Annotated in this window: 26 protein-coding genes, 1 tRNA gene, 1 pseudogene and 1 riboswitch; of the genes and pseudogenes, 11 read left to right on the forward strand and 17 right to left on the reverse strand. The window is 63.3% G+C overall.

All coding sequences use genetic code 11. The features are described 5' to 3' along the window. Window positions 1-68: 68 nt before the first annotated feature. A complete protein-coding gene (locus tag ACVNHC_RS01210) occupies window positions 69-1,727 on the reverse strand; it encodes a lysine--tRNA ligase (RefSeq protein WP_457166225.1) in 1,659 nt (552 codons plus the stop codon). Window positions 1,728-1,952: 225 nt separating this feature from the next. Here ACVNHC_RS01210 and ACVNHC_RS01215 point away from each other — a divergent pair, with 225 nt between their 5' ends. Then, window positions 1,953-2,366 (forward strand): tellurite resistance TerB family protein, encoded by a 414-nt coding sequence (locus ACVNHC_RS01215; protein WP_050470895.1) that lies wholly within the window; start codon window positions 1,953-1,955, stop codon window positions 2,364-2,366. 22 nt (window positions 2,367-2,388) lie between these two features. Here ACVNHC_RS01215 and apaG read toward each other — a convergent pair whose 3' ends face one another. Next, window positions 2,389-2,781 (reverse strand): Co2+/Mg2+ efflux protein ApaG, encoded by a 393-nt coding sequence (apaG, locus tag ACVNHC_RS01220; protein WP_019962998.1) that lies wholly within the window; start codon window positions 2,779-2,781, stop codon window positions 2,389-2,391. Window positions 2,782-2,951: 170 nt separating this feature from the next. Next, window positions 2,952-4,154, reverse strand: coding sequence for an O-succinylhomoserine sulfhydrylase (locus ACVNHC_RS01225; RefSeq protein ID WP_457166226.1), 1,203 nt, complete (start codon window positions 4,152-4,154; stop codon window positions 2,952-2,954). Window positions 4,155-4,194: 40 nt separating this feature from the next. Further along, window positions 4,195-4,274, reverse strand: a riboswitch (SAM riboswitch). Between the two features lie 141 nt (window positions 4,275-4,415). Here ACVNHC_RS01225 and ACVNHC_RS01230 point away from each other — a divergent pair. Further along, window positions 4,416-5,510, forward strand: a complete 1,095-nt coding sequence (locus ACVNHC_RS01230) for a 2'-deoxycytidine 5'-triphosphate deaminase (RefSeq protein ID WP_457166227.1) — start codon at window positions 4,416-4,418, stop codon at window positions 5,508-5,510. Between the two features lie 74 nt (window positions 5,511-5,584). Here the strand turns inward: ACVNHC_RS01230 and ACVNHC_RS01235 are convergent, their stop codons facing one another. Further along, complete coding sequence (locus tag ACVNHC_RS01235) at window positions 5,585-6,232, reverse strand: alpha/beta fold hydrolase (protein ID WP_457166228.1); 648 nt, start codon at window positions 6,230-6,232, stop codon at window positions 5,585-5,587. Between the two features lie 104 nt (window positions 6,233-6,336). Beyond that, entirely contained in the window at window positions 6,337-7,095 is a 759-nt protein-coding gene (locus ACVNHC_RS01240; protein ID WP_457166229.1) for a transporter substrate-binding domain-containing protein, read from the reverse strand. Window positions 7,096-7,562: 467 nt separating this feature from the next. Between ACVNHC_RS01240 and ACVNHC_RS01245 the strand changes: the two genes are divergently transcribed. Then, window positions 7,563-9,329, forward strand: a complete 1,767-nt coding sequence (locus ACVNHC_RS01245) for a glycosyltransferase family 2 protein (RefSeq protein ID WP_457166485.1) — start codon at window positions 7,563-7,565, stop codon at window positions 9,327-9,329. Window positions 9,330-9,390: 61 nt separating this feature from the next. On the opposite strand, the gene ACVNHC_RS01250 is transcribed toward ACVNHC_RS01245, so the two are convergent. The 3 genes and pseudogenes from ACVNHC_RS01250 to ACVNHC_RS01260 form a co-directional block, all read right to left on the reverse strand. Beyond that, entirely contained in the window at window positions 9,391-9,630 is a 240-nt protein-coding gene (locus ACVNHC_RS01250; RefSeq protein WP_457166230.1) for a hypothetical protein, read from the reverse strand. A 319-nt stretch (window positions 9,631-9,949) separates the two neighbouring features. Next, window positions 9,950-10,117 (reverse strand): annotated as a pseudogene (locus tag ACVNHC_RS01255) (type II toxin-antitoxin system VapB family antitoxin); the annotation flags it as partial. 169 nt (window positions 10,118-10,286) lie between these two features. Continuing rightward, window positions 10,287-10,360, reverse strand: a tRNA-Gly gene (locus tag ACVNHC_RS01260). 290 nt (window positions 10,361-10,650) lie between these two features. On the opposite strand from ACVNHC_RS01260, the gene ACVNHC_RS01265 reads away from it, so the two are divergent. Continuing rightward, window positions 10,651-11,445: an ion transporter gene (locus tag ACVNHC_RS01265; RefSeq protein WP_457166231.1), complete on the forward strand. Its 795-nt coding sequence runs from the start codon at window positions 10,651-10,653 to the stop codon at window positions 11,443-11,445. Window positions 11,446-11,613: 168 nt separating this feature from the next. Here ACVNHC_RS01265 and ACVNHC_RS01270 read toward each other — a convergent pair whose 3' ends face one another. Next, a complete protein-coding gene (locus ACVNHC_RS01270; RefSeq protein ID WP_058897740.1) occupies window positions 11,614-12,711 on the reverse strand; it encodes a quinone-dependent dihydroorotate dehydrogenase in 1,098 nt (365 codons plus the stop codon). Window positions 12,712-12,721: 10 nt separating this feature from the next. Further along, window positions 12,722-13,066, reverse strand: coding sequence for a DUF952 domain-containing protein (locus ACVNHC_RS01275; RefSeq protein ID WP_122519494.1), 345 nt, complete (start codon window positions 13,064-13,066; stop codon window positions 12,722-12,724). 206 nt (window positions 13,067-13,272) lie between these two features. Here ACVNHC_RS01275 and ACVNHC_RS01280 point away from each other — a divergent pair, with 206 nt between their 5' ends. Continuing rightward, window positions 13,273-13,923, forward strand: a complete 651-nt coding sequence (locus tag ACVNHC_RS01280; RefSeq protein WP_457166232.1) for a S24 family peptidase — start codon at window positions 13,273-13,275, stop codon at window positions 13,921-13,923. Between the two features lie 56 nt (window positions 13,924-13,979). On the opposite strand, the gene ACVNHC_RS01285 is transcribed toward ACVNHC_RS01280, so the two are convergent. Then, window positions 13,980-14,255, reverse strand: coding sequence for a hypothetical protein (locus ACVNHC_RS01285; protein ID WP_457166233.1), 276 nt, complete (start codon window positions 14,253-14,255; stop codon window positions 13,980-13,982). 174 nt (window positions 14,256-14,429) lie between these two features. On the opposite strand from ACVNHC_RS01285, the gene ACVNHC_RS01290 reads away from it, so the two are divergent. The 3 genes from ACVNHC_RS01290 to ACVNHC_RS01300 all read left to right on the forward strand — a co-directional run bounded on the left by ACVNHC_RS01290 (window position 14,430) and on the right by ACVNHC_RS01300 (window position 16,446). After that, the gene (locus ACVNHC_RS01290) at window positions 14,430-14,852 is read left to right on the forward strand and encodes a hypothetical protein (protein WP_457166234.1); all 423 of its coding nucleotides are present in this window, start codon (window positions 14,430-14,432) and stop codon (window positions 14,850-14,852) included. A gap of 188 nt (window positions 14,853-15,040) precedes the next feature. Further along, entirely contained in the window at window positions 15,041-16,102 is a 1,062-nt protein-coding gene (locus ACVNHC_RS01295) for an AraC family transcriptional regulator (RefSeq protein WP_208982513.1), read from the forward strand. Between the two features lie 74 nt (window positions 16,103-16,176). Further along, a complete protein-coding gene (locus ACVNHC_RS01300) occupies window positions 16,177-16,446 on the forward strand; it encodes a DUF6460 domain-containing protein (RefSeq protein WP_050470882.1) in 270 nt (89 codons plus the stop codon). Here ACVNHC_RS01300 and ACVNHC_RS01305 read toward each other — a convergent pair. Next, window positions 16,438-17,400, reverse strand: coding sequence for a histone deacetylase family protein (locus tag ACVNHC_RS01305; RefSeq protein WP_457166235.1), 963 nt, complete (start codon window positions 17,398-17,400; stop codon window positions 16,438-16,440). The two genes, ACVNHC_RS01300 and ACVNHC_RS01305, sit on opposite strands and share 9 nt — an antisense overlap. A 44-nt stretch (window positions 17,401-17,444) precedes the next feature. Continuing rightward, window positions 17,445-18,359, reverse strand: coding sequence for a GntR family transcriptional regulator (locus tag ACVNHC_RS01310; protein ID WP_457166236.1), 915 nt, complete (start codon window positions 18,357-18,359; stop codon window positions 17,445-17,447). 128 nt (window positions 18,360-18,487) lie between these two features. Between ACVNHC_RS01310 and ACVNHC_RS01315 the strand changes: the two genes are divergently transcribed. Both ACVNHC_RS01315 and ACVNHC_RS01320 read left to right on the forward strand, forming a co-directional pair. After that, window positions 18,488-19,585, forward strand: a complete 1,098-nt coding sequence (locus tag ACVNHC_RS01315; protein WP_457166237.1) for an isocitrate/isopropylmalate dehydrogenase family protein — start codon at window positions 18,488-18,490, stop codon at window positions 19,583-19,585. Window positions 19,586-19,596: 11 nt separating this feature from the next. Next, window positions 19,597-20,331 (forward strand): transporter substrate-binding domain-containing protein, encoded by a 735-nt coding sequence (locus ACVNHC_RS01320; RefSeq protein ID WP_457166238.1) that lies wholly within the window; start codon window positions 19,597-19,599, stop codon window positions 20,329-20,331. Between the two features lie 44 nt (window positions 20,332-20,375). Here ACVNHC_RS01320 and ACVNHC_RS01325 read toward each other — a convergent pair whose 3' ends face one another. From ACVNHC_RS01325 to ACVNHC_RS01335, 3 genes are read right to left on the reverse strand one after another with little or no spacing between them, the layout of a single operon-like run. After that, a complete protein-coding gene (locus tag ACVNHC_RS01325; RefSeq protein WP_050470877.1) occupies window positions 20,376-21,359 on the reverse strand; it encodes an Hsp33 family molecular chaperone in 984 nt (327 codons plus the stop codon). 11 nt (window positions 21,360-21,370) lie between these two features. Then, on the reverse strand, window positions 21,371-22,294 hold the full coding sequence (gene argF, locus ACVNHC_RS01330) for an ornithine carbamoyltransferase (RefSeq protein WP_050470876.1): 924 nt from the start codon (window positions 22,292-22,294) through the stop codon (window positions 21,371-21,373). Window positions 22,295-22,296: 2 nt separating this feature from the next. After that, entirely contained in the window at window positions 22,297-23,499 is a 1,203-nt protein-coding gene (locus ACVNHC_RS01335) for an acetylornithine transaminase (RefSeq protein WP_457166239.1), read from the reverse strand. Between the two features lie 423 nt (window positions 23,500-23,922). On the opposite strand from ACVNHC_RS01335, the gene ACVNHC_RS01340 reads away from it, so the two are divergent. Next, the gene (locus ACVNHC_RS01340; protein ID WP_050470874.1) at window positions 23,923-24,495 is read left to right on the forward strand and encodes a GcrA family cell cycle regulator; all 573 of its coding nucleotides are present in this window, start codon (window positions 23,923-23,925) and stop codon (window positions 24,493-24,495) included. 204 nt (window positions 24,496-24,699) lie between these two features. Here ACVNHC_RS01340 and phoB read toward each other — a convergent pair whose 3' ends face one another. Beyond that, window positions 24,700-25,398, reverse strand: a complete 699-nt coding sequence (gene phoB, locus ACVNHC_RS01345) for a phosphate regulon transcriptional regulator PhoB (protein WP_457166240.1) — start codon at window positions 25,396-25,398, stop codon at window positions 24,700-24,702. Window positions 25,399-25,424: the final 26 nt, after the last annotated feature.

Here is a 25,424-nt window from a genome sequence, read left to right on the forward strand (position 1 = left end):
GTCCCAGAAACAAAACCGCCGCAGCCCTTGCAGGCTGCGGCGGCTCAAAACATCAAAACTTCAAAGGCTCAGGCAGCCAGTTCGCCGCTGAGGGCCTTGGCGATCAGGGCGCGGGTCTCGGCGATGCCGTAGAGTGCCACGAAGGAGCCGAAGCGCGGGCCCTGTTCGAGGCCCAGCAGCACCTTGTAGAGCGCCTGGAACCAGGCCACCGACACGCCGGGGCCGCCGTCCGGGCTCTTCTTCGTCTGGTCCTGATAGCGCTCGATCTTGCGCGCGACATCCAGCACGGCATCCTGAATGGTGTTGCCGTCGGCACCCGCCGGCAGGGCAGCCAGCGCGGCATCGAGCGCTTCGAGAGCGGCCCGCTCCACATCGTCCGGCGCACGGAACTGCTTGAACGGCTTCACGAAATCGTCGAAGTAGCGGATGGCATAGGTGACGAGTTCATCCAGCTTCGGATGGGTGTCCTTGGTCACGCCCGGCGCATATCGGGTGATGAAGGCCCACAGCACGTCCTTGTTCTCGGCGTTGGAGGCCGAGACGAGGTTCAGCAGCATGGCAAAAGGCACCGGCGAGCTGGTCGCAGGCACGTTGCCGGAATGGATGTGCCAGGCCGGGTTCATCAGCTTCTGTTCCGGCGTCATCTCCGCGAACTTGCCTGCGAAGGCGAGATATTCGTCCACGGCACGCGGGATCACGTCGAAATAGAGCTTCTTCGCGGTCTTCGGCTTCTGGAACATGTAGAGCGCAAGGCTCTCCGGCGAGGCATAGGTCAGCCACTCATCGATGGTCAGGCCGTTGCCCTTGGACTTGGAGATCTTCGAACCGTCATCGGCGAGGAACAGTTCGTAGACGAAATGCTCCGGCGGGGTGCCGCCCAGCACTTCGCAGATGCGGTCATAGACCGGCATGTTCGGGCCATGGTCCTTGCCGAACATCTCGAAGTCAACGTTGAGCGCCGCCCAGCGGGCGCCGAAGTCCGGCTTCCACTGCAGCTTCACCTTGCCGCCGGTGACCGGCAGGGTCACGTCGGTGCCATCCTCATCCTCAAACGTGATGGTGCCTTCGCGGGCGTTCACGTCCTTCATCGGCACATAGAGCACGCGGCCGGAGATGGGCGAGATCGGCAGGAACGGGCTGTAGGTGGCGCGGCGCTCTTCGCCGAGCGTCGGCAGCATCACGTCCATCAGTTCCTGATACTTCTCGACGGCCTTCAGCAGGATGCCATCCAGCTTGCCGGACTTGTAATACTCGGTCGCGCTGGCGAACTCGTATTCAAAGCCGAAAGTGTCGAGGAAGCGGCGCAGCATGGCGTTGTTGTGGTCGCCAAAGCTCTTGTAGTCCCCGCCGAAGGGGTTCGGCACAACCGTCAGCGGCATCTGCAGATAGGGCTTCAGCGCTTCCTGATCCGGCACGTTTTCCGGGATCTTGCGCATGCCGTCCATATCGTCGGAGAAGCACAGCAGGCGGGTCGGGATCTTGTCTTCGGTGAGGATGCGGAAGGCCGTGCGCACCATGGTCGTGCGCGCCACCTCGCCGAAGGTGCCGATGTGGGGCAGGCCCGAGGGGCCGTATCCCGTTTCGAACAGGACCGGGATCGAGGGATCACGTTTCTCGATGCGCTTCACCAGTTTGCGGGCTTCCTCGAACGGCCAGGCCTTGGAGGTCCGGGCCGCCTCGACAAAAGCGGGCGACAGGTCAAGCGAAGGGAGGGAACGTTCACTCATAATCTCAGATGGTCCGTGATGTTTTCGGGAATCCGGTTCCGTTGCCCGCGAGATCCTGCGGGCGGCCGGAGCGCGGACACTAGAAAAGCCGCGGGCTTGCGTCAATCAAACTCTGCCCGCGAGAAGGCCGCGCAGGCACAAATATTTGCGGCCCTTCTTGAAGGCGGCCTGCCGAAGCATTACCCATTGAGCCTTGAAACTGTTCAACAGGACCGTGCAGCCACAATGAGCAAGCCGTTCAGCATCCAGGAAGCCCTGATCTATGTCATGGTCATCACATCGGCCTCCGATGGGCTGATGACCGACAATGAGCTTGCCACCATCGGCGACGTGACCCGCATGCTGCCGGTTTTCGACGGTTTCGACCCGGCCAACGTGCTGCCGGCGGCCCAGCGCTGCACCCAGCTGCTGCAGGCCGAGGATGGCATGAATGACGTGCTGACCATCATCGCCGAGACCCTGCCGCACCTGCTCTATGACACGGCCTATGCGCTGGCTGTGGAGGTGGCGGCCTCCGACATTGCGGTCTCGAAGGAAGAGCTGCGCATCCTGCAACTCCTGCGCGACCGGTTCCGCCTCGACAAGCTGACCTGCGCTGCCATCGAGCGCGGCGCCATCGCCCGCTACCGGCTCGCCTGAGCAGCCTCCGGCGGAGTGGGTTTCAGTTCAGAAACCCGCGCCGGTTCGGGGTGTCCAGCGAGAAGGGCGGGATGGAGACATTCATCATGCGCCCGTCCGGCAGCTCCATCAGATAGGCACCTTCCATGATGCCGGAGGGCGTGGTCAGCGGGCAGCCGGAGGAATATTCAAAGGCTTCGCCCGGCTTGATGACCGGCTCTTCCCCGACCACACCCGGCCCTTCCACTTCCTGCATCTGACCGTTGCCGTCCGTAATCAGCCAGTGGCGGCGGCGCAACTGGACCGGCACATCCCCGAGATTGACGATCTCGACGGTATAGCCCCAGACATAGCTCCCCTCTTCCGGCGAGGACTGGTCCGCCAGATAGAAGGGTTCGACTGTGACCTGTATCCCGTTGGTAACGGCCCGGTACATGGCCTTCCGGCTCCTCAACAATTCGTGAAGCGGATCAGGCTGTTGCCGGCTCCGCGTGTCATTTTCAAGATATAGAGCGCCGCAACGCACACGAAAAGTGCAAGCGTGAAAATGACTGACGGGGTGGAGTGCTTTCAAGCACTCCACCCCGTCCTGATATCGTCCCGTGCTCAGCGGGCTGCCGCCAGTGCCCGCTCGATATCCTCGAGAAGGTCCAGCGGATCTTCAAGGCCCACGGACAGGCGCAGCATGCCTTCGGTGATGCCCAGTTCCAGCCGCGCCTCTTCGGCAACGCTCTTGTGCGTGGTGGTGGATGGATGGGTGATCAGGCTCTTGGCATCGCCCAGATTGTTGGACAGCTTGATCACTTCCAGCGCATTGGTGAAGGCGAAGGCTGCCGCCTTGCCGCCCTTCAGCTCGAAAGCCAGCATGGTCGAGCCGCCGCGCATCTGCCTGCGGGCGACGGCGGCCTGCGGATGGTCGTCACGACCCGGATAGATCAGGCGGGCAATGGCAGGATCACCCGCCAGACGGTCGGCAATGCGGGCCGCGCTGGAAGACTGCTGGGCAACGCGCAGCGGCAGCGTCTCCAGCCCCTTCAGCAGCACCCAGGCGTTGAACGGGCTCATGGCCGGGCCGGTGTGCTTGACCAGCGGCAGCACTTCTTCCTCGATCCACTTGGCATCGGACAGCACGACGCCGCCCAGGCAACGGCCCTGGCCGTCAATGTGCTTGGTGGCCGAATAGACCACAACATCGGCGCCCAGCTTCAGCGGCGACTGGAAGATGGGCGTGGCGAAGACGTTGTCGATGATGACGCGGGCGCCAACGGCATGAGCGATCTCCGCGACGGCGGCGATATCGATCACATCCAGCGTCGGGTTGGTCGGGCTCTCAAGGAACACGGCCTTGGTGTTCTCCGTCACTGCAGCGCGCCACTGATCCAGGTCCGTGCCATCCACCAGCGTGCTGGTGACGCCAAAACGCGGCAGCAGGGTTTCAACGATGTAACGGCAGGAGCCGAAGAGCGCCTTGGCGGCAACCACATGATCACCGGCCTTGACGGAAGCCATCAGCGCCAGATTGACGGCGGCCATGCCGCTGGCGGTGCCGATGGCCGCTTCCGCCTCTTCCAGCTCGCACATGCGCTGCTCGAACATGGCAACGGTGGGGTTGGAATAGCGCGAATAGACATAGCCCGGATCCTCGCCGTTGAAGCGCGCTTCTGCTGCTTCCGCATTGGCGTAGACGAAGCCCTGCGTCAGGAAGATGGCTTCGGAGGTCTCGCCATGCTGGGAGCGGACAGTACCACCATGCACAAGACGGGTGGCCGGACGCAGGGGGCGGAAGGACGGGGTATCGGATGCGCTCATCGGTCTTCGCTCCAGAAACAAAAAACCGGCCATAAAGGCCGGGTGTTTCTCCCCGGCCTCTTTAGCAACTTCTTTAACGTGGCTGCAAGCCGGCCGGCTCAAATCACCACGGATCCTGTCTGCAAATACGCCTTTCATGGCCGGTGGTCAATCTTTGCCAGCCATGGACCCGCCATGAAAGGGTTGGCCAAGACCCTGCCATCGGCTAATGACAGCGCAGAGGAAGATAACGCCCCTCCCGGGCTCCATGAAAGGCTTGCCATGCGCCCAGACGGCATTCTGCCCGCCCACATGATCGAGGACATGTTCCGCGCCGGAACGATCCGCAGCGAGCTGGCGCCTGTCGACGGCCAGATTCAGCCAGCCAGCCTTGACCTGCGCCTCGGGGGGCTTGCCTACCGGGTGCGCGCCAGCTTCCTGCCGGGCAATGGCGTCGCCGTCGCCGACAAGCTGGATGCCTTCGCGCTGCATACCATCGACCTGACGCGCGGCGCGGTGCTGGAAACGGGCTGCGTCTATATCGTGCCCTTGCAGGAAAGTCTGGCGCTGCCCGATGCCATCTCGGCGACCGCCAACCCGAAAAGCTCCACCGGGCGGCTTGATGTCTTCACCCGCGTCATCACCGATGGCGGGCGCGCCTTTGACACTGTGCCGGCCGGCTACAACGGGCCGCTCTATGCGGAAATCTCGCCGCTCACCTTCCCCATTCTGGTGCGCAGTGGCTCCCGCCTGTCGCAGATCCGCTTCCGCGCCGGTGAACCGCTGATCCCGGACAACGAGCTGGAAGGCGTGCATGCGCGCCTGCGCCTTGTTTCCGGCGGCATGGAGCGCATCGGCGGCGGCGTGCAACTGTCCATCGATCTGGAAGGCTCCGGCGATGGCAGCCTCGTCGGCTACCGCGCCAAGCACCACACGGGCGTCATCGACGTGGACCTGAAGGATGCGCATCACCCGCTCGACTTCTGGGACCCGATCTACCGGCGCGGGGCGGCCGAACTGGTGCTCGACCCGAACGAGTTCTACATCCTTGTCAGCCAGGAAGCGGTGCATGTGCCGCCGGATTTTGCCGCCGAGATGGTGCCCTTCGATCCGCTGGTGGGAGAATTCCGCGTGCATTACGCCGGTTTCTTCGATCCCGGCTTTGGCCACAGCACCGCGGGCGGCACAGGCTCACGCGCCGTGCTGGAAGTGCGCTCGCACGACGTGCCCTTCATTCTGGAGCATGGCCAGACGGTCGGGCGGCTGGTCTATGAGCACATGGCCGAGCGCCCGCATCAGCTCTATGGCGAGGGCATCGGTTCCAACTATCAGGGGCAGGAGCTGAAGCTCTCCAAGCACTTCCGCGCGCTTGACTGATATCAACTCCCGATGAGGCTGACTCATCGGGAGTTGCTCAAGCCCGGTGCGGCAAGCGCACCGGGCTTGCAATCTCAGGCGGCCAGAACCTTGCGGGCGAACTCCTCAACGGCCTTGGCGGTGGCCGTGATGTTGCTGTCCCAGGTCGCGGGCGACTGGCCGCGGGGCCCGAGGTCGTGGTTGCCGTCTTCGAGGAACAGGATCTCGCAGGTGCCCGGCAGGGTCACGTCTTCCAGCTCGGCCTGACTGCCGAAGGGATCACGCTCGCCCTGCGCAATGAAGATGGGGCGGCGGGCCTGTTCCAGCGGCTCAAGGCGCCAGACATCGGACTTGCCCTGCGGGTGGAACGGATAGCCGATGCAGACAACGCCCTTCACACGGCCCGGCAGCGAGGCGCCGGCCGTGAGCATGGCGGCAACGCGCCCGCCCATGGACTTGCCGCCAATGAGGAACGGGCCTTCCACCTCACCCATCAGCGCCTGCATGGCCTTCTGATAGGCACCGACCAGCAGTTCGGCCTTCGGCGGCGGAGCCTTCTTGGCCGTGGTACGGCGGGCGGCCATATAGGGAAACTCGAACCGCACCACGGCAATGCCTTCGGCCGCAAGGGCTGCGGCCAGCCGGTTCATGATGGCGGAGTCCATCGGCGCACCGGCGCCATGGGCCAGAAGCAGGGTTGCATCCGGCGTGCCTTCCGGGCGGGTCCAGAGAAATTCGGTCATCAGGCTGTCCTGTTGTGGCGGCGGATGGGCTCCGCGCGCAAAGAGTGACCCGGCTTAGCCAGAACCGGCCGGTCTGGCAATGGCTTTGCTGGCGGTCTGAAGCCTCAGTAGAACCCCACCGGGAAATAGCGCAGGTAAAGCTCGCCATAGATGCCCTTGTCCTGCACCTGGCGCAGGGCATAGTTCAGCGCGTCCAGCAGCGCCTGGTCGTCACGGCGCAATGCAATGGAAAGCCCGTCGCCAAAGTAGCGCGGCTCCAGCCAGGGGCCGGGGGCAAAGCGGCAGCAGCCATCCGCCTCCTTGCTGGCCAGCCAGAAGGACAGCGCCATGCCGTCGCCGAAATGCACGTCGGCCTTGCCCTCCTTCAGCGCAGCCCTTGCCTCCCCTGCTGTGGGGAACGGCTCGACGGCAAGGCCCGGGAAGGCGGCCTTCAGGAAGGCCTCGTGGCGGCTGCCGGCTTCGACGCTGATGCGCTTTGCAGATGGCATGTTGGGATCAAAGCTGTCCGTGCCCTGCCCCAGCACGAACCGGGCGGGCAGGCGCATGTAGGTGTCGGAGAAGGCCATCTCCCGCCGCAGAGCTTCCGTCTTGGCAAGGCCGGAGAGAATGGCATCGCCCTCCCCCGCCATCAGCGCATCCGGCAGAGCCTCGAAGGCCTTCACCCTCAGACTGCAGGAGGCCCCAAGCTCCTCGCAGACCGCCCGCGCCAGATCCACATTGAAGCCGGTCAGGCGTCCTTGCGGGTCACGGAAGGAAAAGGGAGGAAAATCATCCGAGGCGAGGAATTCAATCTTCTCCGGCGGCTGCGCGGGACGTTCGGCCAGCGCGCGCGGATCGCGGAAGTTGGGAATGAAAATGGTCATGCCCGCTCCGTTCAGCGGCGAAGGATTCGCAGTTTCCTGAGCTGGTGCCTGGGCCGGTATAAAACCAATCGCAATTGAGACTAAAAAATATAAAACTGTTGATTGTGGGAATATCTTCTGCCGTACTCCTTGCGGGAGCCGGATGAGTGTGTGTCCGGCGGCCTCGGAAGGGGCGGGCGATGTCTGTTGTGGCAGAGGAGACTGCGTCAGACACTGTGAAGCTGCCAAGAATGGCAGCAGACGCCGGCGAAGCATTCCTGCAGTGTGAATCTCCCTCGCCCCGCCCGCAGGCAGCGGCCCATCAGGCCTCTTCCGAAAACGGACCAGTCCCGAAAAATGAAAGAGCCGCGCCGCAGCAATTGCTGCAAGAGGAGATGCATGTCCTTGTGTCACGGGGTCTTTCTGCCTCTGCGCTGCGGTCTGCCTGTCAGCTGGCATCCTATCACGGTGTCCATCCCGTGCACTACATGATGCGCAATGCCATCCTCACGGAAGAGGCCTATTACAGCGCAGTGGCGGAAGTCTGCGGCGTTCCCTTTCTGCCAGTCGGCAGCTTCCGCCCGCTGCTGGTCAATGGCCACGTGCTGCAATGCGGCCCGGGTGAAGCCGGGCCGATGATGATCGGCCTCGGCCGGGAGGGGCCGGTCTATGTGGTTGCGCCCGAACCTGAGCACGTCGCCGAACTGCGCGCCTTCTTTCTGCGCCATCCGGACTGGAGTGCGGCCGTGCGCATCGCCACGCCTTCGGCCCTGCGCCACGCCCTGACGGTGCTGAATGCGCCCGCCGGCGAACTGGAAGCCCGCTTTCCCCACATGTCGGCCCGCACCCGCGTGACGCCCCGCCAGCAAATCGGCGCGGGCGCCATGGCCGCCAGCTTCTTCGCCGGCATGGTTCTGCCCTTTGATGTGCAGATGCTGCTGCTGAGCCTTGTTGTGGGCCTCACCTGCATTCTCACCGCAATCGCCCGGCTTTCGAGCGCGCGGCAGGCCCAGGAACGGGCGCGTCTCGCCGCAGAGGAAGCCTTTTTTCAGTCCCAGCGGGCGGCAGCGCAACCCCATGCGCGGCCATTTCAAGAAGAGTGGCCGCTCTATACGGTGCTGGTCCCGCTCTACAAGGAGGCGGCGGTCGTGCCGTCGCTGGTGGATGGCCTTGCCAGGCTCGACTATCCGGCGGACAGGCTCGACATCCGTTTTCTGGTGGAGCAGGACGACCGGGAAACCCGCGTGGCCTTCAGGGGCCTGCTGCGCGAAGGCATGGAAGTGGTGGTGGTGCCGCCGGGCCATCCGCGCACCAAACCAAGGGCTCTGGCCTATGGGCTGGACTCCTCCATGGGCGAGTTCGTCACCATCTATGACGCGGAAGACCGGCCCGAGCCCGGCCAGCTGAAAAAGGCGGTGCGCAAGTTCCGGGAGAGCCCGGAAAGCCTCGCCTGCCTGCAGGCGAGCCTTGTCATCGACAATGCGGAGGAGAGCTTTTTCACCCGCCAGTTTGCCATGGAATATGCCAGCCTGTTCGATCAGGTCATTCCGTGGTTTTCCGGCGAGGAATGGCCCTTTCCGCTGGGTGGCACCTCAAACCATTTCCGCCGCGCGGCCCTCGTTACCGCAGGCGGGTGGGACCCCTACAATGTGACGGAAGATGCCGACCTTGGCCTGCGCCTTGCCCGCTTCGGCTTTTCCAGTGCCGCCCTCGACAGCGCCACATATGAAGAAGCGCCGGTGACGTGGAAGGTCTGGTATGCGCAGCGGGCACGCTGGTACAAGGGCTGGCTGCAGACAGTGCTCGTCCACCTGCGCGATCCGTCCATGCTGTGGCATGACATGAGCCCGCGCCGCGCGGTGCCTATCGCCTTCCTCATCGGCGGCAGCCTGCTGACGCTCGGCCTGCACCCCATATTCTGCATGATCCTGATGGGTTACCTGATCGGCCTGTGGAACATGCCCGTGCCCGATGGGCTCATGTCCGACATCACCGTCTGCCTCAGCGCGCTGGCCGCCATTTCCGGCTATGGCGCCGCCGTCATTGCCGGACGCAGCGCCGCCCGCGCCCGCGGCTTCGACCCGCATTTCAGCGATCTCGCCCTCATCCCCGCCTACTGGCTCTGCGCCAGCTTCGCCTTCTACCGCGCCGTCTGGGACTTCTTCATCCGCCCCCACCACTGGCACAAGACCACCCACGGCACCGCCCGCAAGCGCAAGACACCGGATTTCGGGAACAAGGGGGAGGATGGGTAGCCCTTAAAAACAATGCGAAGACTATACTTTCGGATAAAGTTTACACATGAATATCATCAAGCTACCGAATATCCTGCAAAAGCCTGCCAATTTTCACGAGGACCCCAAGCACAACACCAAACAAAAAAATATAAATACCTTGATCTATCGCCTCACCAGTTGCTCTAGACCCCAAGTAACGAGCTGCAAGCTCTGCCCGAGACATCGGATCGTCAACACTAGCAACAAAAAAACCGACGATAACTTTTACTCCACCCAAAACCAAAGCCAGCCACGCAACAACCCGACCAAGTAAGAGCATTTCGATTCCCCGAACCTAATTTCTGCAACTATACAAATGACCGTATTTTTTGGCAAAAGAACAAGTCGTTGAAGTTGCCAGCTTTCTCCTTGCGTATCTCTGCGTGGGAAAATTGAGCCGATGCAGTTTTGCGGCGCAGTTGAGACTGTACCTATGCTGCGAACGCCGCCAGCAGAAAACTCACGCTTGAAACTCACTTCTTGAGAGCAAGAACCGCTTCGATCTGAAGGTCAGCATCGCTCCCTGAAACGGAGGGACGGCGATCGGCCAATGCCATTTCAATCCGTTCCTCGATCCAGCGCTCATAGGTATCGGAAACAGCCTCAGCATCCGGCATTGTGCCACCAAGCGCTATCAGGCGCCTGCCCGTCTCGAGGCGCACCAGCGTCTCCAGCGCCTGATGCACGATGGCAGTGGTCTCCATTGTGCCAGTCAGGTCTCGGGCCGCCTCAAGAAGCTCATCATCAATATTGATAGTCAACTTCATGATCCGGCCTCCGTTGTCAGGCATAAGAATAGCACCAGTGGCACCCAGACTGCTGACAAACCAGCAACTCCTCCATCGTCATCCTCGGCCCTGTGCCGAGGATCTATACAAATCAATGATCTGCAGATGGTCGGGACAAGCCCGACCATGACGAAAGAAAGAAAGGATCTGGAGCGGGTAGCGGGAATCGAACCCGCGCGTTCAGCTTGGGAAGCTGACAGGCTACCATTACATCATACCCGCCTGAGCATGACGGCATCAAAAGAGGACAAGGTGTGTCCGGATGCCGTGGCCTTGGCGCATTAGATCGCCTGCGGCGGCGGTTCTGTCAAGCGGCGCTGGGACGCTTTTCAACGGGAGCCGGATGCAGGGCGGCTTCCGCAGAGTGCTTCCAGAGGCCGGCGCGGGAAACTGACCTGCAAAGCTGAGGGATTTTGCGTTTCAATGTCCTGCGGGCTATTGCGTATCAAGAGCGGAATTGCCAGTTTGCGCGGGCGGCGTCCGGCCGTGTTTCCAGATGGACATTTTTCAGTATGCGCCAGACTTTAAAGGCCCTCATCACGTCAAGCCGCTGGGAAGCGGCCATCATTGCGATCATTGTTGTCAATGCCTTCACCCTCGGGCTTGAGACCAGCCCCACTGTCGTTTCTGCCATCGGCCCGCTGCTGCACACGCTCGACAAGATCATCCTCGGCATTTTCGTGATCGAGCTGACGTTGCGCCTTTATGTGCACCGGCTGTCCTTCTTCCGCGATCCCTGGAGCATCTTCGACTTCGTGATCGTGGCGATTGCCCTTGTTCCGGCCAGCGGCCCCTTCTCGGTGCTGCGTGCGCTGCGCATCCTGCGCGTGCTGCGTCTCATCTCGGTGGTTCCGTCCCTGCGGCGGGTTATCGGCGGGCTGATCACAGCCCTGCCCGGCATGGGCTCCATCATGGTGCTGATGAGCCTCGTCTTCTATGTCTTCGCCGTCATGGCCACGAAGCTCTATGGCGAGACATTCCCCGACTGGTTCGGAGATCTTGGCCGTTCGCTCTACACCCTGTTCCAGGTGATGACGCTGGAAAGCTGGTCCATGGGCATCGTGCGGCCGGTGATGGAAGTTCACCCCTATGCCTGGGCCTTCTTCCTGCCCTTCCTGGTCTGCACCGCCTTCACCGTGCTCAACCTCTTCATCGGTATCATCGTTTCGGCCATGCAGTCCGAAACGGAGACGATTGCCGAAGCTGACCGGCAGGCGATCCACGACGAAACGGGGGTCATTCTCGAAGAAGTCCGCGCCCTGCGCCGGGAGATCGAGGCGCTGCGGCAGCAGACGGCGGGCAGCTGAGGCTTGACTGACCGTGATCCAGACAGGGAGGCCGGAGTTCAACAACTCCGGCCTCTTCGCAGTTTCCATACCAAGGCTTTCGATGCTGACGCATCATGCCTTGAAATTGCTCAAGCGCCGCACGGGCTTGACCAAATCCCGATGAGACAAGCTCGTCGGGATTTGGTCTCAGTCCAGATTTTCGCCCGCCCAGGCATCCACATTGGCTGAGCGCAGCCCGGCGAGGCTGGAGAAGCCACCGCGTTTCAGTTCCCCATCCAGATGCTTGAGGATGGCGGGAACCAGCCCCGGACCCTTGTAGACCAGCGACGAATAGATCTGCAGCAGCGTTGCCCCGGCGGTGATCTTGACCAGAGCCGTTTCGGGGCTGTCGATGCCGCCAACGCCGACAATCGGAAGATCCGGCCCCACCAGCTTGCGCGCGCGGGCCAGAATGACCGTGGCACGGCGGAACAGGGGGCGCCCGGAAAGGCCGCCCGCTTCCTGCGCGGTCTGCGTATCGCGAAGGCCGGCGCGGGACAGCGTGGTGTTGGAGACGATCAGCCCGTCCACCTTGTGGGTCAGCACCGCTTCGGCAATGTCCTCCAGCCCTTCGGCGGAGACATCCGGCGCAATCTTCAAAAGCACCGGCACCTTGCGTCCCACCTGCAGGCTCTGCGCATCGCGTTCGGCCATCACGGCAGACAGCAGTTCATCCAGCGCCGCCTTGGCCTGCAGATCGCGCAGGCCCGGCGTGTTGGGCGAGGAAATGTTGACGGTGAAATAGGACGCCAGATGCGCGAAGGTGCGGATGCCGGCCACATAGTCGGCCACCCGGTCCGCCGCATCCTTGTTGGCCCCCACGTTGACGCCAACGATGCCGCCCCTGCCCTTGCGCGCTTCCAGCCGGGCCAGCAGCGCCGCATGCCCCTCGTTGTTGAAGCCGAAGCGGTTGATCACTCCCTGATCGGCCGGCAGGCGGAACAGGCGCGGACGCGGATTGCCCTCCTGCGGGCGCGGCGTCACGGTTCCCGCCTCGGCAAAGCCGAAGCCCATCCCGAGGATCGCATCCGGCACTTCGCCGTTCTTGTCAAAGCCGGCAGCCATGCCGAGCGGGTTCGGGAAGCTCAAACCCAGCACCTCCTGCCGCAGGGAGGGCAGGCTGGTGTTGGAAAAGCGCGGATAAACCCCGCTGGCGAGCGCGCGGATCGTCACGCCATGGGCCGTTTCGGCGTCGACACAGTGGAGAGCCCGGAGGGTCAGGCGATTGGCAAGGGACTGGAACATGGGCGTGAGATCACTTCGTCAGGTCAGGAAACACATGCTGCCCATCCGGGCCGAGCGGCAGCGCCTCGACCCACAGGGCGCAGGCCGGATCGAAGCTGGCGTAAAGATGCGGGAACAGCGCGCCGCCGCGCGAGGGCTCCCACTTGACCGGCTGCCCGAAAGCCTCGCTGTCGAAGGCGGCCAGCAAGAGGCCGTCCTGCCCGGCAAAATGTTTGGCCGCCGTTTCACGCACCTGCTCCGCCGTCGAGAAGTGGATGTAGCCATCGGCAAGGTCGACCGGCGCGCCATCGAACCTGCCACGGCTCATGGCATCATCCCAGAGGTTGCGCGTCAGTATCTTGAAAATCACCGTCATGCCGGTCTGCCCATGTGCTTTTGGGGAGCCTCGGAACTGGCTCCCGTGCGTTGGTTGAGGCGGACCCTAGTCCGGGATTTTGCATTGGACAACCAGCACGCACCACAGGATCAACCGCCTATTCATTTGCATCAGGAATATTTGCCAATATCAATGGAATTCAAAGGGATTTATTCCTGATGAGGCAGCACGTGGAGGAAAGAACCATGCTCTCGCACGAGCGCGTCTGGGCAGCGATAGACGCCCTGGCCACACGCAAGCGTCTTTCGCCCTCGGCCCTCGCGCGCCGTGCCGGGCTGGATCCAACCACCTTCAATCCGTCAAAGCGGGTCGCCGGCGACGGCCGCCCCCGCTGGCCCTCGACGGAGTCTCTTGCCAAGATACTTGAGGCAACAGGTGCGCAACTGTCCGACTTTGCACAACTTGTGGAAGGTGACGCAATCCTCGCTCCCGCCAAGACAGCAAACGGCATAACCATGCCATTTGCCCGTCTCTGCGAGGCCGGAGACGGCACTGGCCTCTTCGACGCGACAGGCAATCCGGCAGGCGCCGGCTGGGACGAGATCTCCTTTCCCGATGATCTGGGCAGTCAGGTCTATGCACTGGGTGTGGGAGGCGATGACTATCTGCCGCTTTACCGGGACGGAGACATTATCGTCATCGCGCCGGGCATTCCCATACGCCGGGGCGACCGGATCGTGCTCCGCCAGACCACTGGCGGGATGCTGGTCGGCAGCTTCGTGATGCGCACCGCGCGGCGGCTGGAGTTGCATACGCTGGGCAGTTCGGGCACCATCACTGCGATGGACCTCGACAGCATCGCCTGGATGGCGCGGATCGTCTGGGCCAGTCAGTAGACCGGGACGGTACGAGGCGGAACTGCATGGCCGGACAAGAGATCAGACACCCGGTCTCATGCCGCGGAATCATTCGCTTCACATGGGCTTGCAGCCTTGTCTTTCTTGCAGGCCCAGCCTTCAGTCAATCCGCCGTGCGCAATGTCTCGCCGCCGGGTGTCGCCGTACCTCACATCACGGCCCCCCTGCAGCGGATTGAGCGCGTCCGGCCGCAGGCTGCCCGCCAGAGCGAAGCCGCCGCCCTGCCTGAACGCAGTTTCCACATCATTCGCCCGCTCGTCCTGGAAAGAGCCGCCCTCAAGTCGGGGAAGCTGACGGTTGAACTCGCCCATGTCACCGGCCTGCCTGCTGCCGGGACCTGTGAAACCGCAAGTGGCCAGGTCTGGCCCTGCGGCACAAGGGCGTTGACGGCCCTGCGCGCGCTTGTCCGCAGCCACAGAGTGGACTGCGAACCGGCCGCCTCCCTGGGCCCGCATCACATGTCCGCCATCTGCCGCAAGGGACCGGTGGACCTTGGCTACTGGCTGGTGCAGCAAGGCTGGGCAAGGGCTTCCGGGGAAGCGCCGGAAGACTACACAACGGCTGAGGCCGCAGCCCGCGAGGCGGGGCTCGGCCAATGGCAACAGGCAGACTTCCAACCCTTGCCGCAAGGCACCCCCATACCGGACATGCCGCTCATCGGCATGACCGGTGACACGGCACCGCAAAGACCCGCGCCCATCGAGATACTCCAAGATGAAGGTGCGCCGGATCAAGCCAGTTCCCGCGCTGAAACACCGCTCATCCCGGCATGGGAAAACCCGTTTGATGTACAGGATACCGGCGCGGAGACGGCTTCTGCCCCCTGCGCTTCATTCTCTCCCCCAGCCCTGAGCCCAACGGCAGAAATCGCTAGGCATTCTTCCCCGCTTTCCAGCCGTAAAGACTGAGGCATGATGGCAGAATCCTGTGGGCGCGAAGGAGGAAGCACCATGCCAGCACCTGTACTGGTACTGACACTGGCACCTGCACTGGCGCAAACCGTTTTTGATTGAATCTGACGGAAAATTGACATGTTGCGCCAGCGCGGGAGTTGTATCATCCTATGCAATCACAGGATGAAGCCGGGGAAGATCTGATGGATAAGTCGTTGCCTCGCCGCATGGTGGAGGAATGGTGCCGGGCCGACACGCTGCAATCCCTCGAAATTATCTGCGAGGAAAAAGGCCTCGACTGGCCCCGCATTGCCCGGCGGTTTGGCATTTCTCCCGAGACGGTCCATCAAACAGGCGCGACAATTCCCTACCGCATCGCTCTTTCCGTCTGCGAATTCGTGGCGGCTGAAACACGGGATGACGCCATCATTCTGGATGTGGCCTCCAGTATGCCGACAGGCGTGTTTTCAACCTTCGACTACGTGGGCCTGTGCGCCCCCAACCTGCGTGCGGGCATACGCAACTGGGTCCGTTTCCTGCCGCTGCGCTCCAACAGTTACGGACTGAATTTCCGTGAGGATGAGGATTGGGGCATCATCGAGTGGGTCGTGCCCGACCGGAACATGCCCCGTGCCCAGCATACCTTCGAACGCGTTGCCTGGGCGGCCAGCCGGGTCGAATATGCGACGCAGGACCCGCAGGTGCAACTGCGCATCGACATCAGCCAGCCTGCGCCCCGATGCCGGTCCGCCTTTCAGGAGCGCTACGGCAGCAGGCTGCGCTTCGGCCAGCCGCTTGACCGTATCCTCATCCCCGCGAAATATCTCGACCGGCCGACCCCCAACAGCGAGCAAAACCTCTACAGCATCGTTGAACAGGCCGCGATCCGGGAGATGGAGGAGTTCCGGGTCCAGAGCGATCCGCTGGTGCGCGTTGCCGATACCATCAACGAAAGCCTCAAGGCAGGCGCCGTCAGTCTGGAGCGTGTCGCCAGCGAACTGGGCATGTCCCAGCGCTCGCTGCAGCGGCTGCTGGAGGCGGAGGGCACTTCGTTCCGCAAGCTGACGGAAACGATCCGCCGCAACATGGCCGCACGCTATCTGCGCGACACGTCACTGCCGCTGAAGGAAATCGCTTTCCTTCTTGGCTTCTCGGAGCTCTCGGCCTTTTCCCGCGCGGTCAAGACCTGGTACGGCGTGCCGCCCAAGGCTGTGCGGCTGCATGGGGAAACTCCGGCCCCGCTCAGCTGGCAAGCTGCCGACTGATCGCACAGGGGGGATGCGGAACGGCTGGCGAATCCCTATGTTGTGGCGCAGACGCTGATTCAAGGGAGTTCGGCATGTCCGGTGGCCTCAACAAGTTTCTGGGTGACAGTCCGGCACGGGTGCTCCTGCGCCTCGTGTTCCTGTCGCTTGTGGTCGGCGTCATCCTGTCGGCGCTGAACCTTGACCCGCTGGGTCTCTTCGACCTGCTGATCTCCTTCGTCCAGCGCCTCTGGAACATGGGCTTTTCCGCCATCGAGCAGGTCTGGCACTATCTGGTGCTTGGCGCCGTCGTGGTGGTGCCGGTGTGGCTGGTCATGCGGCTGATGGCGAGCCGTTCAAGCTGACAGAACGGACGTTTCGCGGGCGACCGTGGCTGCCGCCCGCAACAGGGTGAGATGCCGGCCCGCCAGTTCATCAATGTCCGTGGAATAGCCGCCGCCCAGCACTCCGGCCAGCGGCAGGCCGAGACGGCGCACGGTGCGGATGACATGTTCGTCCCTCAGCTGCAGCCCTTCATGGCTCAGTGCCAACCGCCCCAGCTTGTCGCCAGCAAAGGGATCAACCCCGGCATTGTAGAACACGATGTCCGGCTCGGCCCGGTCTATCACCTGCGGCAGATGCTCCGCCAAAAGGTCCAGATAAGGCGCGTCCATAAGCCCGTCCTCCAGCCCCAGATCCAGATCCGAAGGCACCTTGCGCACCGGATAGTTCTTCTGCGCATGCATGGAGAAGGTGAAGACGGACGGATCGCCTGCAAATATATCCGCCGTCCCGTCGCCCTGATGCACGTCCAGATCCACCACCAGCGCCCGGCGGATGACGCCATCGGCCTGCATCACCCGGATGGCCACAGCCACATCGTTGAAGACGCAGAAGCCCGCCCCATGCGCCTTGCGGGCATGATGGCTGCCGCCTGCCGTGTTGCAGGCAAGGCCGTGTTCCAGCGCCAGATAGCCGGTCAGCACAGAGCCGCCGGTGGCACAGCGCCCGCGCAGGGCAATGCTCTGCGTCATCGGAAAGCCGATCTCGCGGGCAATCGCGGGCGGAACATTGGTGCTAAAGACTTGCTCCACATAGGCCGGATCATGGGCCAAAGCCACCCATTCCGCCGGAGCGGCCCGTGGCTTCAGGAACTTGCCGCCCGGCACCAGCCCTTCGGCCAGCGCCAGCTCCGCCACACGGCGGAACTTGTTCATGGGAAAGCGGTGCTCTTCCGGCAGCTCGGCGCAATAGGCCGGATGATGGACAACAGGAGGAAGCGGCGGGGCGGCGGGCAGGATGAGATTCATGCCAGCCATTATAGATCTGCCTCAGCCTGTTTCCAGAGCAGGCCAACCGTCTTTCAGGAATGCTCCGGGCCGTCCGGCGGCACAATGAAGCCAAGCGCCGACAGGCTGTCACGCACCTGGCGGAGATGGCTCTCCATCTCCCGTGCCGCGCCTTCGCAATCGCCCGTCTCAAGCAGTTCCAGAATGCGCAAGTGCTGCCGGGCCTGCCGGTAATAGCGCTCCCGGTCCTCCATCGCCTGATAGGTCAGCAGCCGGCGCAGACGGTTCACGCGCACGAGGGTCTGCAGCATGAAGGGATTTCCCGCACCCGTCATCAGCGTCTCGTGGAACTGTGCGCCCCGCAGGTAGAGCATGTCGGGCGGAACACGGTCGATGCCGCCCTCCAGCAGATCGTGCTCCACGCGGCGCAACCGGACAATGTCCTCCGGGGGCAAACGGTAGCCCGGCAGCCGCAGGGCACCCGGCTCAAGGATCAGCCGCAACTGTGTCGTATGGGCCAGAGCATCCGGCGCCGTCAGTTCGGTGTTGATGTCCCAGCCATAGCCTGCGCGCTTTTCGGCAATGCCTTCGCGGATCATGCGGCCCATCAGATCCGCCGTTTGCCTCTTTGTCAGCGCAAACCGGTCGCGCAGTTCCTGCTCCGTCACCCTCGGCCCGATGGTCCGGCTCGCCAGCAATCCTGCCAGCTTCAGATAGGCGGCGTGGATCGGATCCTGCGCCGCTGGGGGCGCGGCGGCATGGGTGCCGTGAACGAAGAAGCCGCGATTGGGCTCGTGCCTCACGCGTCCCGCCTCGGCCAGCTGTTTCAGCGCCTGCTCAACCGGCCAGCGGGACACCGCGAAACGGCGCGCCAGCTCACCGGTGCGCAGATGCGCTCCTGCAGGCAGCGACTCGGCTTCGATGAAGGCCGCGATATCGGCCGCCAGATGGGAACTTATGCTGCTGCGCGGGGTGGACGAAGCGGTCAATGGCAGTGCTTTGGCTATGAATGGGAAGACATGCTTTCACCCTATCACGACGGCACTTTGTTTTGATATTGCATTTTTAAACTCAAAAATGGATATATGCAGGATCAAACGCAACACTGGAGCCGCACATGACCGCCCAGCCATCCGCCCCCATTTCCCTGCTGGTCCTCGATGGCGATGGCATCAGCCCCGAGATCACCACGGCCACGCTGAAGGTGCTGGATGCGGTGCAGCACCGGCTTGGCCTGCGGTTTCAGGTAAACCGTGCCGAGGTCGGGCTGCGCCCGCTCGCCGCACAAGGCACCACATTTCCAAAGGGCCTGCTGGAGCAGGCACGGGCGGCCGATGGCGTGATCCTGGGGCCGGTGTCCCACAACGACTATCCGCCCGCATCGGAAGGCGGCATCAATCCGTCGGGGCATCTGCGCAAGCATCTGGACCTGTTTGCCAATATCCGCCCCGCGAAGTCACATCCAGATTTTCCCGCGCGCTGCGGCGTTCCGGTGGATCTGGTCATCGTTCGGGAAAACACCGAGGGCTTTTACGCCGACCGCACCATGTTCGCCGGGACGGGAGAGTTCATGCCCACCGAGGATGTGGCCATCGCCATGCGCAAGGTCACGCGCCAAGGCTCCCTGCGCATTGCCGAGGCCGGCTTCCGGATGGCCCGTCAGCGCGGCGGCAAGCTGACCGTGGTGCACAAGGCAAATGTCCTGCGTCTCAGCGACGGGCTGTTCCTATCCTGCACACGCCAGGCTGCCGAGGCCTATCCCGATGTTCAGGTGGAGGAAGTGCTCGTCGACGCGATGGCGGCATTGCTGGTGCGGGATGCCTCCGCCTTTGACACGATCGTGACGACGAACATGTTCGGCGACATCCTTTCGGATCAGGCAACCGAAATCGCGGGGAGCATTGGTCTGGCGGCCTCGCTGAATGCAGGGACGGATCATGCAATGGCACAGGCCCAGCACGGCTCGGCTCCTTCGATCGCGGGACAGGACCGGGCCAATCCGGCGTCTTTGATCAATTCTGCGGCCATGCTTCTGCGGTGGCTGGCGGAACGGCGGCAGGACGCGCGGCTGGATGAAGCAGCCGGATTGATCGAAGCCGCGGTGACCCGCGTCATCGCCGTGCCGGAATGGAGAACCGGCGACATGGGAGGCCCGCTCGGAACTGCAGCCTTCACTGCGCGTCTTGTTGAGGCTATTGAGAGCAGCAGCATCTGAGGAGACGCCGAATGACAAATGACGGACTGAACGCTCTTTTCGCTCCAACAGGGGTGCTGCGGGTGGTGATCAACACCGGAAACGCCATCCTGACAAGGCCAGGCGAAGGGCAGCTTCCCGCCGGTGTTTCAGTGGATCTTGCCCGGGCCTTTGCCGCCGAACGCGGGCTGGAGCTGGAACTGCTGCCGGTCACGAATGCCGCAGCTTCCGTGGCTCTGGTGGCTGAAGAGCGCGCCGACATCGGCTTCTTCGCGGTCGATCCCACACGGGCAGAGGTGGTTGCCTTCACCAACCCCTGGCTCCTGATCGAGGGCTGGTATCTGGTGCGGGAGAACTCGCCCATCACGGCGCTGGAGCAGGTGGACCGTCCGGGCATCCGGATTGCCGTGGGCCGTGGCAGCGCCTATGACCTTTATCTCAGCCGCGCCATCACCTCAGCCATCTTGGAAAAGGTCACGACGTCACAAGAGGTCGTGGACTTCTTCATGCGTGAGAACCTGGAAGTCGCGGCCGGTGTCCGCCAGCAGCTGGAAGCAGATCAGCGGCGCGTGCCGGGATTGCGTCTGCTGCCCGAGCGTTTCATGGTGATCAAGCAGGCTCTGGGCGTGCCCGCAGGCCGGGATCCCCGCCTGACCGGGGCGCTCAACGCCTTTCTTGCCCGCTCCCGCAGTTCCGGCCTGATCGCGAAGCTTCTGGAGAGCAACAGGACGGAAGGCGCCGTCATTGCCGGGCCGGAGGCAGCCTGAAAAAAAGCGCCCGCCCTCGACGGGGCGGGCAGCCTTCATCTCTTTCAGACGGCTTCGGCCTTGAACTCGTAGACGGCACTGCAGAATTCGCAGGTCACCACCACCTTGCCGTCCACAACCATCTCCGCCTTCTCCTCTTCGGAGAAGCTCTGGAAGATGCCCTCGATCTTCTCGCGCGAGCAGCGGCAGCGGTCGGCGATGGGCTGGGCGTCATAGAGGCGCACGCCGCGCTCATGGAACAGGCGGAACAGCAGCTCCTCGACCGGGATGTCCGGATCGGTCAGCTCGTCATCGCGCACGGTGCCGGTGAGGCTGCGGGCCTCGGTCCAGGCATCGTCCTCATCAATGCTGTGCTCTTCCACGCCTTCCGGCATGTCTCCGGGGTGGAGATCGGCCTGACGCATGCGCTCCGGCGCTTCGGGCAGGAACTGCACGAGAATGCCGCCGGCAGTCCACTGCTGGCTCGGGGCTTCGCCCTCGCGGCGGGTGAACAGGCGGCCAACGGCAAGGCGCACTTCGGTCGGGATCTGTTCGGAACGGGCGAAGTAGCGGCGGGCCACCTCTTCCAGCGAAATGCCGTCCAGCTCCACCAGCCCCTGATAGCGCTGCATGTGCTTGCCCTGGTCGATGGTCATCGCCAGATGGCCACGGCCCAGAAGCGCGGCCGCATCGCCATGTTCCCCTGCCCCGCCCGGCGCAAAGGCTTCCGGCTCGAAACGGGCATAGGCGCGGATGGCATCAGGTGAGGAAAAATCCACCACCAGCATGTTCACCGGGCCGTCGGTCTGGGTCTGCAGCGTGAAGCGGCCCTCGAACTTCAGCGAGGTGCCGAGCAGCGCCGTCAGCGCAATCGCCTCACCCAGCAGGCGGGCGACCGGCGCCGGATAGTCATGCCGGTCAAGGATCTGGTTCAGGATGGGGCCAAGCGCCACGGCGCGGCCGCGCACATCCAGCCCTTCCACGGAGAAGGGCCGGACGGCATCGGTGCCCGCAGGCGTCACGCCATAGGATGCAAGATCAAGTGCCACGTTTTACGTCCTCAAAGGCCGTTGAAACACCAGGCCAGAATGCCCTTCTGGGCATGCAACCGGTTTTCGGCCTCGTCAAAGACCACAGAATTGGGTCCGTCCATCACGTCCGAAGTGACTTCCTCGCCGCGATGGGCCGGCAGGCAGTGCATGAACAGGGCATCCGCATGGGCTTCCGCCATCAGCCGCTTGTTCACCTGATAGGGGCTCAGCAAGTTGTGACGGGTTGCCTCGTCGTCGTCGCCCATGGACACCCAGCAGTCGGTGATGACGCAATCGGTGCCCTTCACGGCGGCGAAGGGATCATCGGTGACGATGATCGAGGCGCCTTCCGCACGCGCGGCTTCAATGAGCGCAGGCGGCGGCGCCAGTTCCGGCGGCGTGGCGATGCGCAGCTCGAAATCCATACGCGGTGCGGCATGCACCCAGGAGGCCAGCACGTTGTTGCTGTCGCCGGTCCAGGCCACGGACTTGCCCTTGATGGAGCCGCGATGCTCCTCAAAGGTCATCAGATCGGCCATGATCTGGCACGGATGCGAGCGCTTGGTCAGGCCATTGATGACCGGAACGGTGGCGTTTGCCGCCAGCTCGTTGAGGTCATCATGGTCGAGAATGCGGATCATGATGGCATCAACAAAGCGGGACAGCACCCGGGCCGTGTCGGCGATGGTCTCGCCCCGGCCCAGCTGCATTTCCGCGCCGGTCAGCATCAGCGTTTCACCGCCAAGTTCGCGCATGCCCACGTCGAAGGAAATGCGGGTGCGGGTGGAGGGCTGCTCGAAGATCATCGCCAGCACCTTGCCGGCCAGCGGGCCTTCACCGCGGCGGACACCGTTGCGCTCAGTCTTCAGCTTGCGCCCGAGGGCCAGAATTCCGCGCAGTTCCTCACCGTCAAACTGCGTCAGATCGAGGAAATGACGCCCATTCGCAGACATGTTCACACCCCATCCCCTTCCTTGGCCAGATCGGCCTCCACGGCCGCTGCGGCCGCCTCGATGCGGGCCACAGCCTCGCCGATTTCCTCATCCGTGATCGTCAGCGGCGGCAGGATGCGCAGCACGTTGTCGCCGGCGGGAACCACCAGCAGGCCATTGGCGCGCACCTTGGCCAGAACTTCCGCATTCGGGCGGACACATTTGATGCCGAGCATCAGCCCGCGCCCGCGCACATCCTCGAATACCTTCGGATAGGCGTCGATCACCGCAGCCAGCCGCTGCTTCAACAGGAGGCCCTTGCGCTGCACTTCTTCCAGGAAGCCCGGGGCCAGAATGACATCCAGCACCGCATTGCCCACGGCCATGGCCAGCGGGTTGCCGCCGAAGGTGGTGCCATGCGTCCCCGGAACCATGCCGGCGGCAGCGGCTTCCGTGGCAAGGCAGGCGCCCATGGGGAAGCCACCGCCGATGCCCTTGGCAACGGCCATCAGGTCCGGCGTCACACCCGCCCATTCATGGGCAAAGAGCTTGCCCGTGCGGCCAACGCCGGTCTGGATCTCGTCAAAGATCAGCAGCAGGCCTTCGGCATCGCAGATCTCGCGCAGCTTGCGCAGGAATTCCGCATCCACCTCGCGCACACCGCCCTCTCCCTGAATGGGCTCAATGCAGAGCGCTGCTGTCGTTGGGCCGATGGCCGCCTTCAGCGCATCCAGGTCACCGGTCTTCACCTGATCAAAGCCCGGCGCCTTGGGGCCGAAGCCTTCCATATACTTGGCCTGGCCGCCCGCCGCGATGGTGGCAATGGTCCGGCCATGGAAGGCGCCTTCAAAGGTGATGATGCCGATCCGTTCCGGGCGGCCATTGACATAATGATAGCGCCGCGCCGTCTTGATGCAGGCTTCCATCGCCTCGGCGCCGGAGTTGGAAAAGAACACCCGGTCCGCAAAGGTGGCATCCGCCAGCCGCTGGCCGAGCTCTTCCTGCCCCGCAACCTTGTAGAGATTGGAGATGTGCCACAGCTTCTCGGCCTGCGCCTTCAGTGCATTGACGAGATGGGGGTGGGAATGACCCAGCGCATTCACCGCGATTCCCGACCCGCAGTCGAGAAAGCGTCGCCCGTCAGCGGTCTCCAGCCAGACGCCTTCTCCGCGGACGAAATCCAGGTCCGCCCGTGCGTATGTGCCGAAAAGTGCCGACGCAGTCATTTCCCTTGCTCCTTCAGGTAGTTAAGCGCGCCTTCCGCATGGGGTTCATGCCAGGGCGTCTACCATCAACGGGTTCTCAAAACGAACTGTGCCGCCCTCGCAGGCGGCACACCGAACAAGGACCGTTTATACAACGGTCCTGCCTATGGGTGTCAATGCAAATGGCGCATTTCCGCCATTGCCGCAGAAGGTAAAAGTCAACCCCGGTTATCTGGGGAAAAGTCGTTTCGTCCCCGGTTCATGTTTGCCCCCAACTTGCCTCGCCTTCACCGCCCATTGTAGTGTCCAACCAGTCGGATACGACATGTCGTGCTGTAGTTCACCAAATCATACTGGATATGGCCACTAAGGCGCGGACCACGCGTGCCTTAATTCATGGTTAATGCGTAAAATTCTACAGCCGCAAACGACGGGGTGCGACAGATGAGCTGGACTGACGAACGCGTAGATCTCTTGAAGAAGCTTTGGACGGACGGTCTGAGCGCGAGCCAGATTGCTGCCGAGCTTGGCGGCATCACGCGCAACGCTGTCATCGGCAAGGTTCACCGCCTTGGCCTGTCGGGCCGCGCCAAGACGGCGGCCCCTGTCACCAAGCAGCGCCGCCCGCGCAGCGCAACGGCGCCGGTGACGGCAGCCGCCGCGCCGCAGCAGACCACGGTGCAGGCCACCTCCACCATCCGCACGCCTTCGGCAGGAACGCCGCAGCTGCGCGGCGCCACCGCACTGAAGATGGCACCGCAGGAAGATGTGGCCATCGACGTGGAAGCAGCACCGCTCGCCGAACTGGTGCCCTTCACCGAGCGCGCCACAATCCTCACCCTCACCGAGCGCACCTGCAAGTGGCCGATCGGTGACCCGTCCTCTGCGGATTTCTATTTCTGCGGCCGCCATTCGGAGCCCGGCGTTCCCTATTGCCCGCAGCACTGCCGGATCGCCTACCAGCCGGTCAACGACCGCCGCCGCGCCGCTCCGGACAAGAAAGCCCTTCGCGGCTGATGCTTCAGAGGGGGCCAACCAGCACCCCAAGCGGCTCCCTCACCCAATCAAGCCTGCCCGCTGCGGCAGGCTTTTTTGTTGGCTGGACGTCCGGCTGCATTTGTTGAGCGGCTGGGAACGCCGGCGCAAAGTGGCGCGCTTCTCCAAAAGCCAAAAGGCCCGCACGGATGGCGGGCCTTTCCAGAATAATTGCAGCAGAGCGGATCAGCTGGCGACGGCGAACTGATCGTTGAAGGCATAACCCGCGCCGCGGACCGTGCGGATCGGGTCCTTCACCTTGCCCTTGTTGATGGCCTTGCGCAGGCGGCCGACGTGAACGTCGACGGTGCGCTCATCCACATAGACATCGTGGCCCCACACGCCGTCGAGCAGCTGCTCGCGCGAGAAGACGCGGCCGGGCGAGGTCATCAGGAATTCCAGCAGGCGGAACTCGGTCGGCCCCAGGTGAATTTCCTTGCCGTTGCGGCGGACGCGGTGGGTTTCCTTGTCCAGTTCCAGATCGCCGGACTTCAGCATGGTGGACACCACTTCCGGGCGGGCCCGGCGCAGGATGGCGCGCACGCGGGCCATCAGCTCGGGGATCGAGAAGGGTTTCACCACATAGTCGTCAGCCCCGGTGGCGAGGCCACGGATGCGCTCGGCCTCCTCGCCGCGTGCCGTCAGCATGATGATCGGCAGGCGTTCGGTTTCGGACCGGGCCCGGACGCGGCGGCACAGCTCGATGCCGGAAAGTCCCGGCAGCATCCAGTCCAGCAGCAAGAGGTCCGGCTGCGTCTCCCGCAGCCGGATTTCGGCGTCATCTCCCCGGTTGCAGGAGTCCACGTCATAGCCTTCGGCTTCGAGATTGTAGCGCAGCAGAAGGCTCAGGGGCTCTTCGTCTTCAACGATAAGAACCTTGGGCATGGCAATATGCTCCGGACGTCACTTAC

The organism is Pannonibacter sp. Q-1 (assembly GCF_054073275.1).

Bases quoted from the DNA above. Each gene is read 5' to 3' on its own strand.
- ACVNHC_RS01210 (WP_457166225.1), bottom strand. From the start codon at position 1,727: ATGAGTGAACGTTCCCTCCCTTCGCTTGACCTGTCGCCCGCTTTTGTC.
- ACVNHC_RS01215 (WP_050470895.1), top strand. From the start codon at position 1,953: ATGAGCAAGCCGTTCAGCATCCAGGAAGCCCTGATCTATGTCATGGTC.
- apaG (WP_019962998.1), bottom strand. From the start codon at position 2,781: ATGTACCGGGCCGTTACCAACGGGATACAGGTCACAGTCGAACCCTTC.
- ACVNHC_RS01225 (WP_457166226.1), bottom strand. From the start codon at position 4,154: ATGAGCGCATCCGATACCCCGTCCTTCCGCCCCCTGCGTCCGGCCACC.
- ACVNHC_RS01230 (WP_457166227.1), top strand. From the start codon at position 4,416: ATGCGCCCAGACGGCATTCTGCCCGCCCACATGATCGAGGACATGTTC.
- ACVNHC_RS01235 (WP_457166228.1), bottom strand. From the start codon at position 6,232: ATGACCGAATTTCTCTGGACCCGCCCGGAAGGCACGCCGGATGCAACC.
- ACVNHC_RS01240 (WP_457166229.1), bottom strand. From the start codon at position 7,095: ATGACCATTTTCATTCCCAACTTCCGCGATCCGCGCGCGCTGGCCGAA.
- ACVNHC_RS01245 (WP_457166485.1), top strand. From the start codon at position 7,563: ATGATGCGCAATGCCATCCTCACGGAAGAGGCCTATTACAGCGCAGTG.
- ACVNHC_RS01250 (WP_457166230.1), bottom strand. From the start codon at position 9,630: ATGCTCTTACTTGGTCGGGTTGTTGCGTGGCTGGCTTTGGTTTTGGGT.
- ACVNHC_RS01265 (WP_457166231.1), top strand. From the start codon at position 10,651: ATGCGCCAGACTTTAAAGGCCCTCATCACGTCAAGCCGCTGGGAAGCG.
- ACVNHC_RS01270 (WP_058897740.1), bottom strand. From the start codon at position 12,711: ATGTTCCAGTCCCTTGCCAATCGCCTGACCCTCCGGGCTCTCCACTGT.
- ACVNHC_RS01275 (WP_122519494.1), bottom strand. From the start codon at position 13,066: ATGACGGTGATTTTCAAGATACTGACGCGCAACCTCTGGGATGATGCC.
- ACVNHC_RS01280 (WP_457166232.1), top strand. From the start codon at position 13,273: ATGCTCTCGCACGAGCGCGTCTGGGCAGCGATAGACGCCCTGGCCACA.
- ACVNHC_RS01285 (WP_457166233.1), bottom strand. From the start codon at position 14,255: ATGGGCGAGTTCAACCGTCAGCTTCCCCGACTTGAGGGCGGCTCTTTC.
- ACVNHC_RS01295 (WP_208982513.1), top strand. From the start codon at position 15,041: ATGGATAAGTCGTTGCCTCGCCGCATGGTGGAGGAATGGTGCCGGGCC.
- ACVNHC_RS01300 (WP_050470882.1), top strand. From the start codon at position 16,177: ATGTCCGGTGGCCTCAACAAGTTTCTGGGTGACAGTCCGGCACGGGTG.
- ACVNHC_RS01305 (WP_457166235.1), bottom strand. From the start codon at position 17,400: ATGGCTGGCATGAATCTCATCCTGCCCGCCGCCCCGCCGCTTCCTCCT.
- ACVNHC_RS01315 (WP_457166237.1), top strand. From the start codon at position 18,488: ATGACCGCCCAGCCATCCGCCCCCATTTCCCTGCTGGTCCTCGATGGC.
- ACVNHC_RS01320 (WP_457166238.1), top strand. From the start codon at position 19,597: ATGACAAATGACGGACTGAACGCTCTTTTCGCTCCAACAGGGGTGCTG.
- argF (WP_050470876.1), bottom strand. From the start codon at position 22,294: ATGTCTGCGAATGGGCGTCATTTCCTCGATCTGACGCAGTTTGACGGT.
- ACVNHC_RS01335 (WP_457166239.1), bottom strand. From the start codon at position 23,499: ATGACTGCGTCGGCACTTTTCGGCACATACGCACGGGCGGACCTGGAT.
- ACVNHC_RS01340 (WP_050470874.1), top strand. From the start codon at position 23,923: ATGAGCTGGACTGACGAACGCGTAGATCTCTTGAAGAAGCTTTGGACG.
- phoB (WP_457166240.1), bottom strand. From the start codon at position 25,398: ATGCCCAAGGTTCTTATCGTTGAAGACGAAGAGCCCCTGAGCCTTCTG.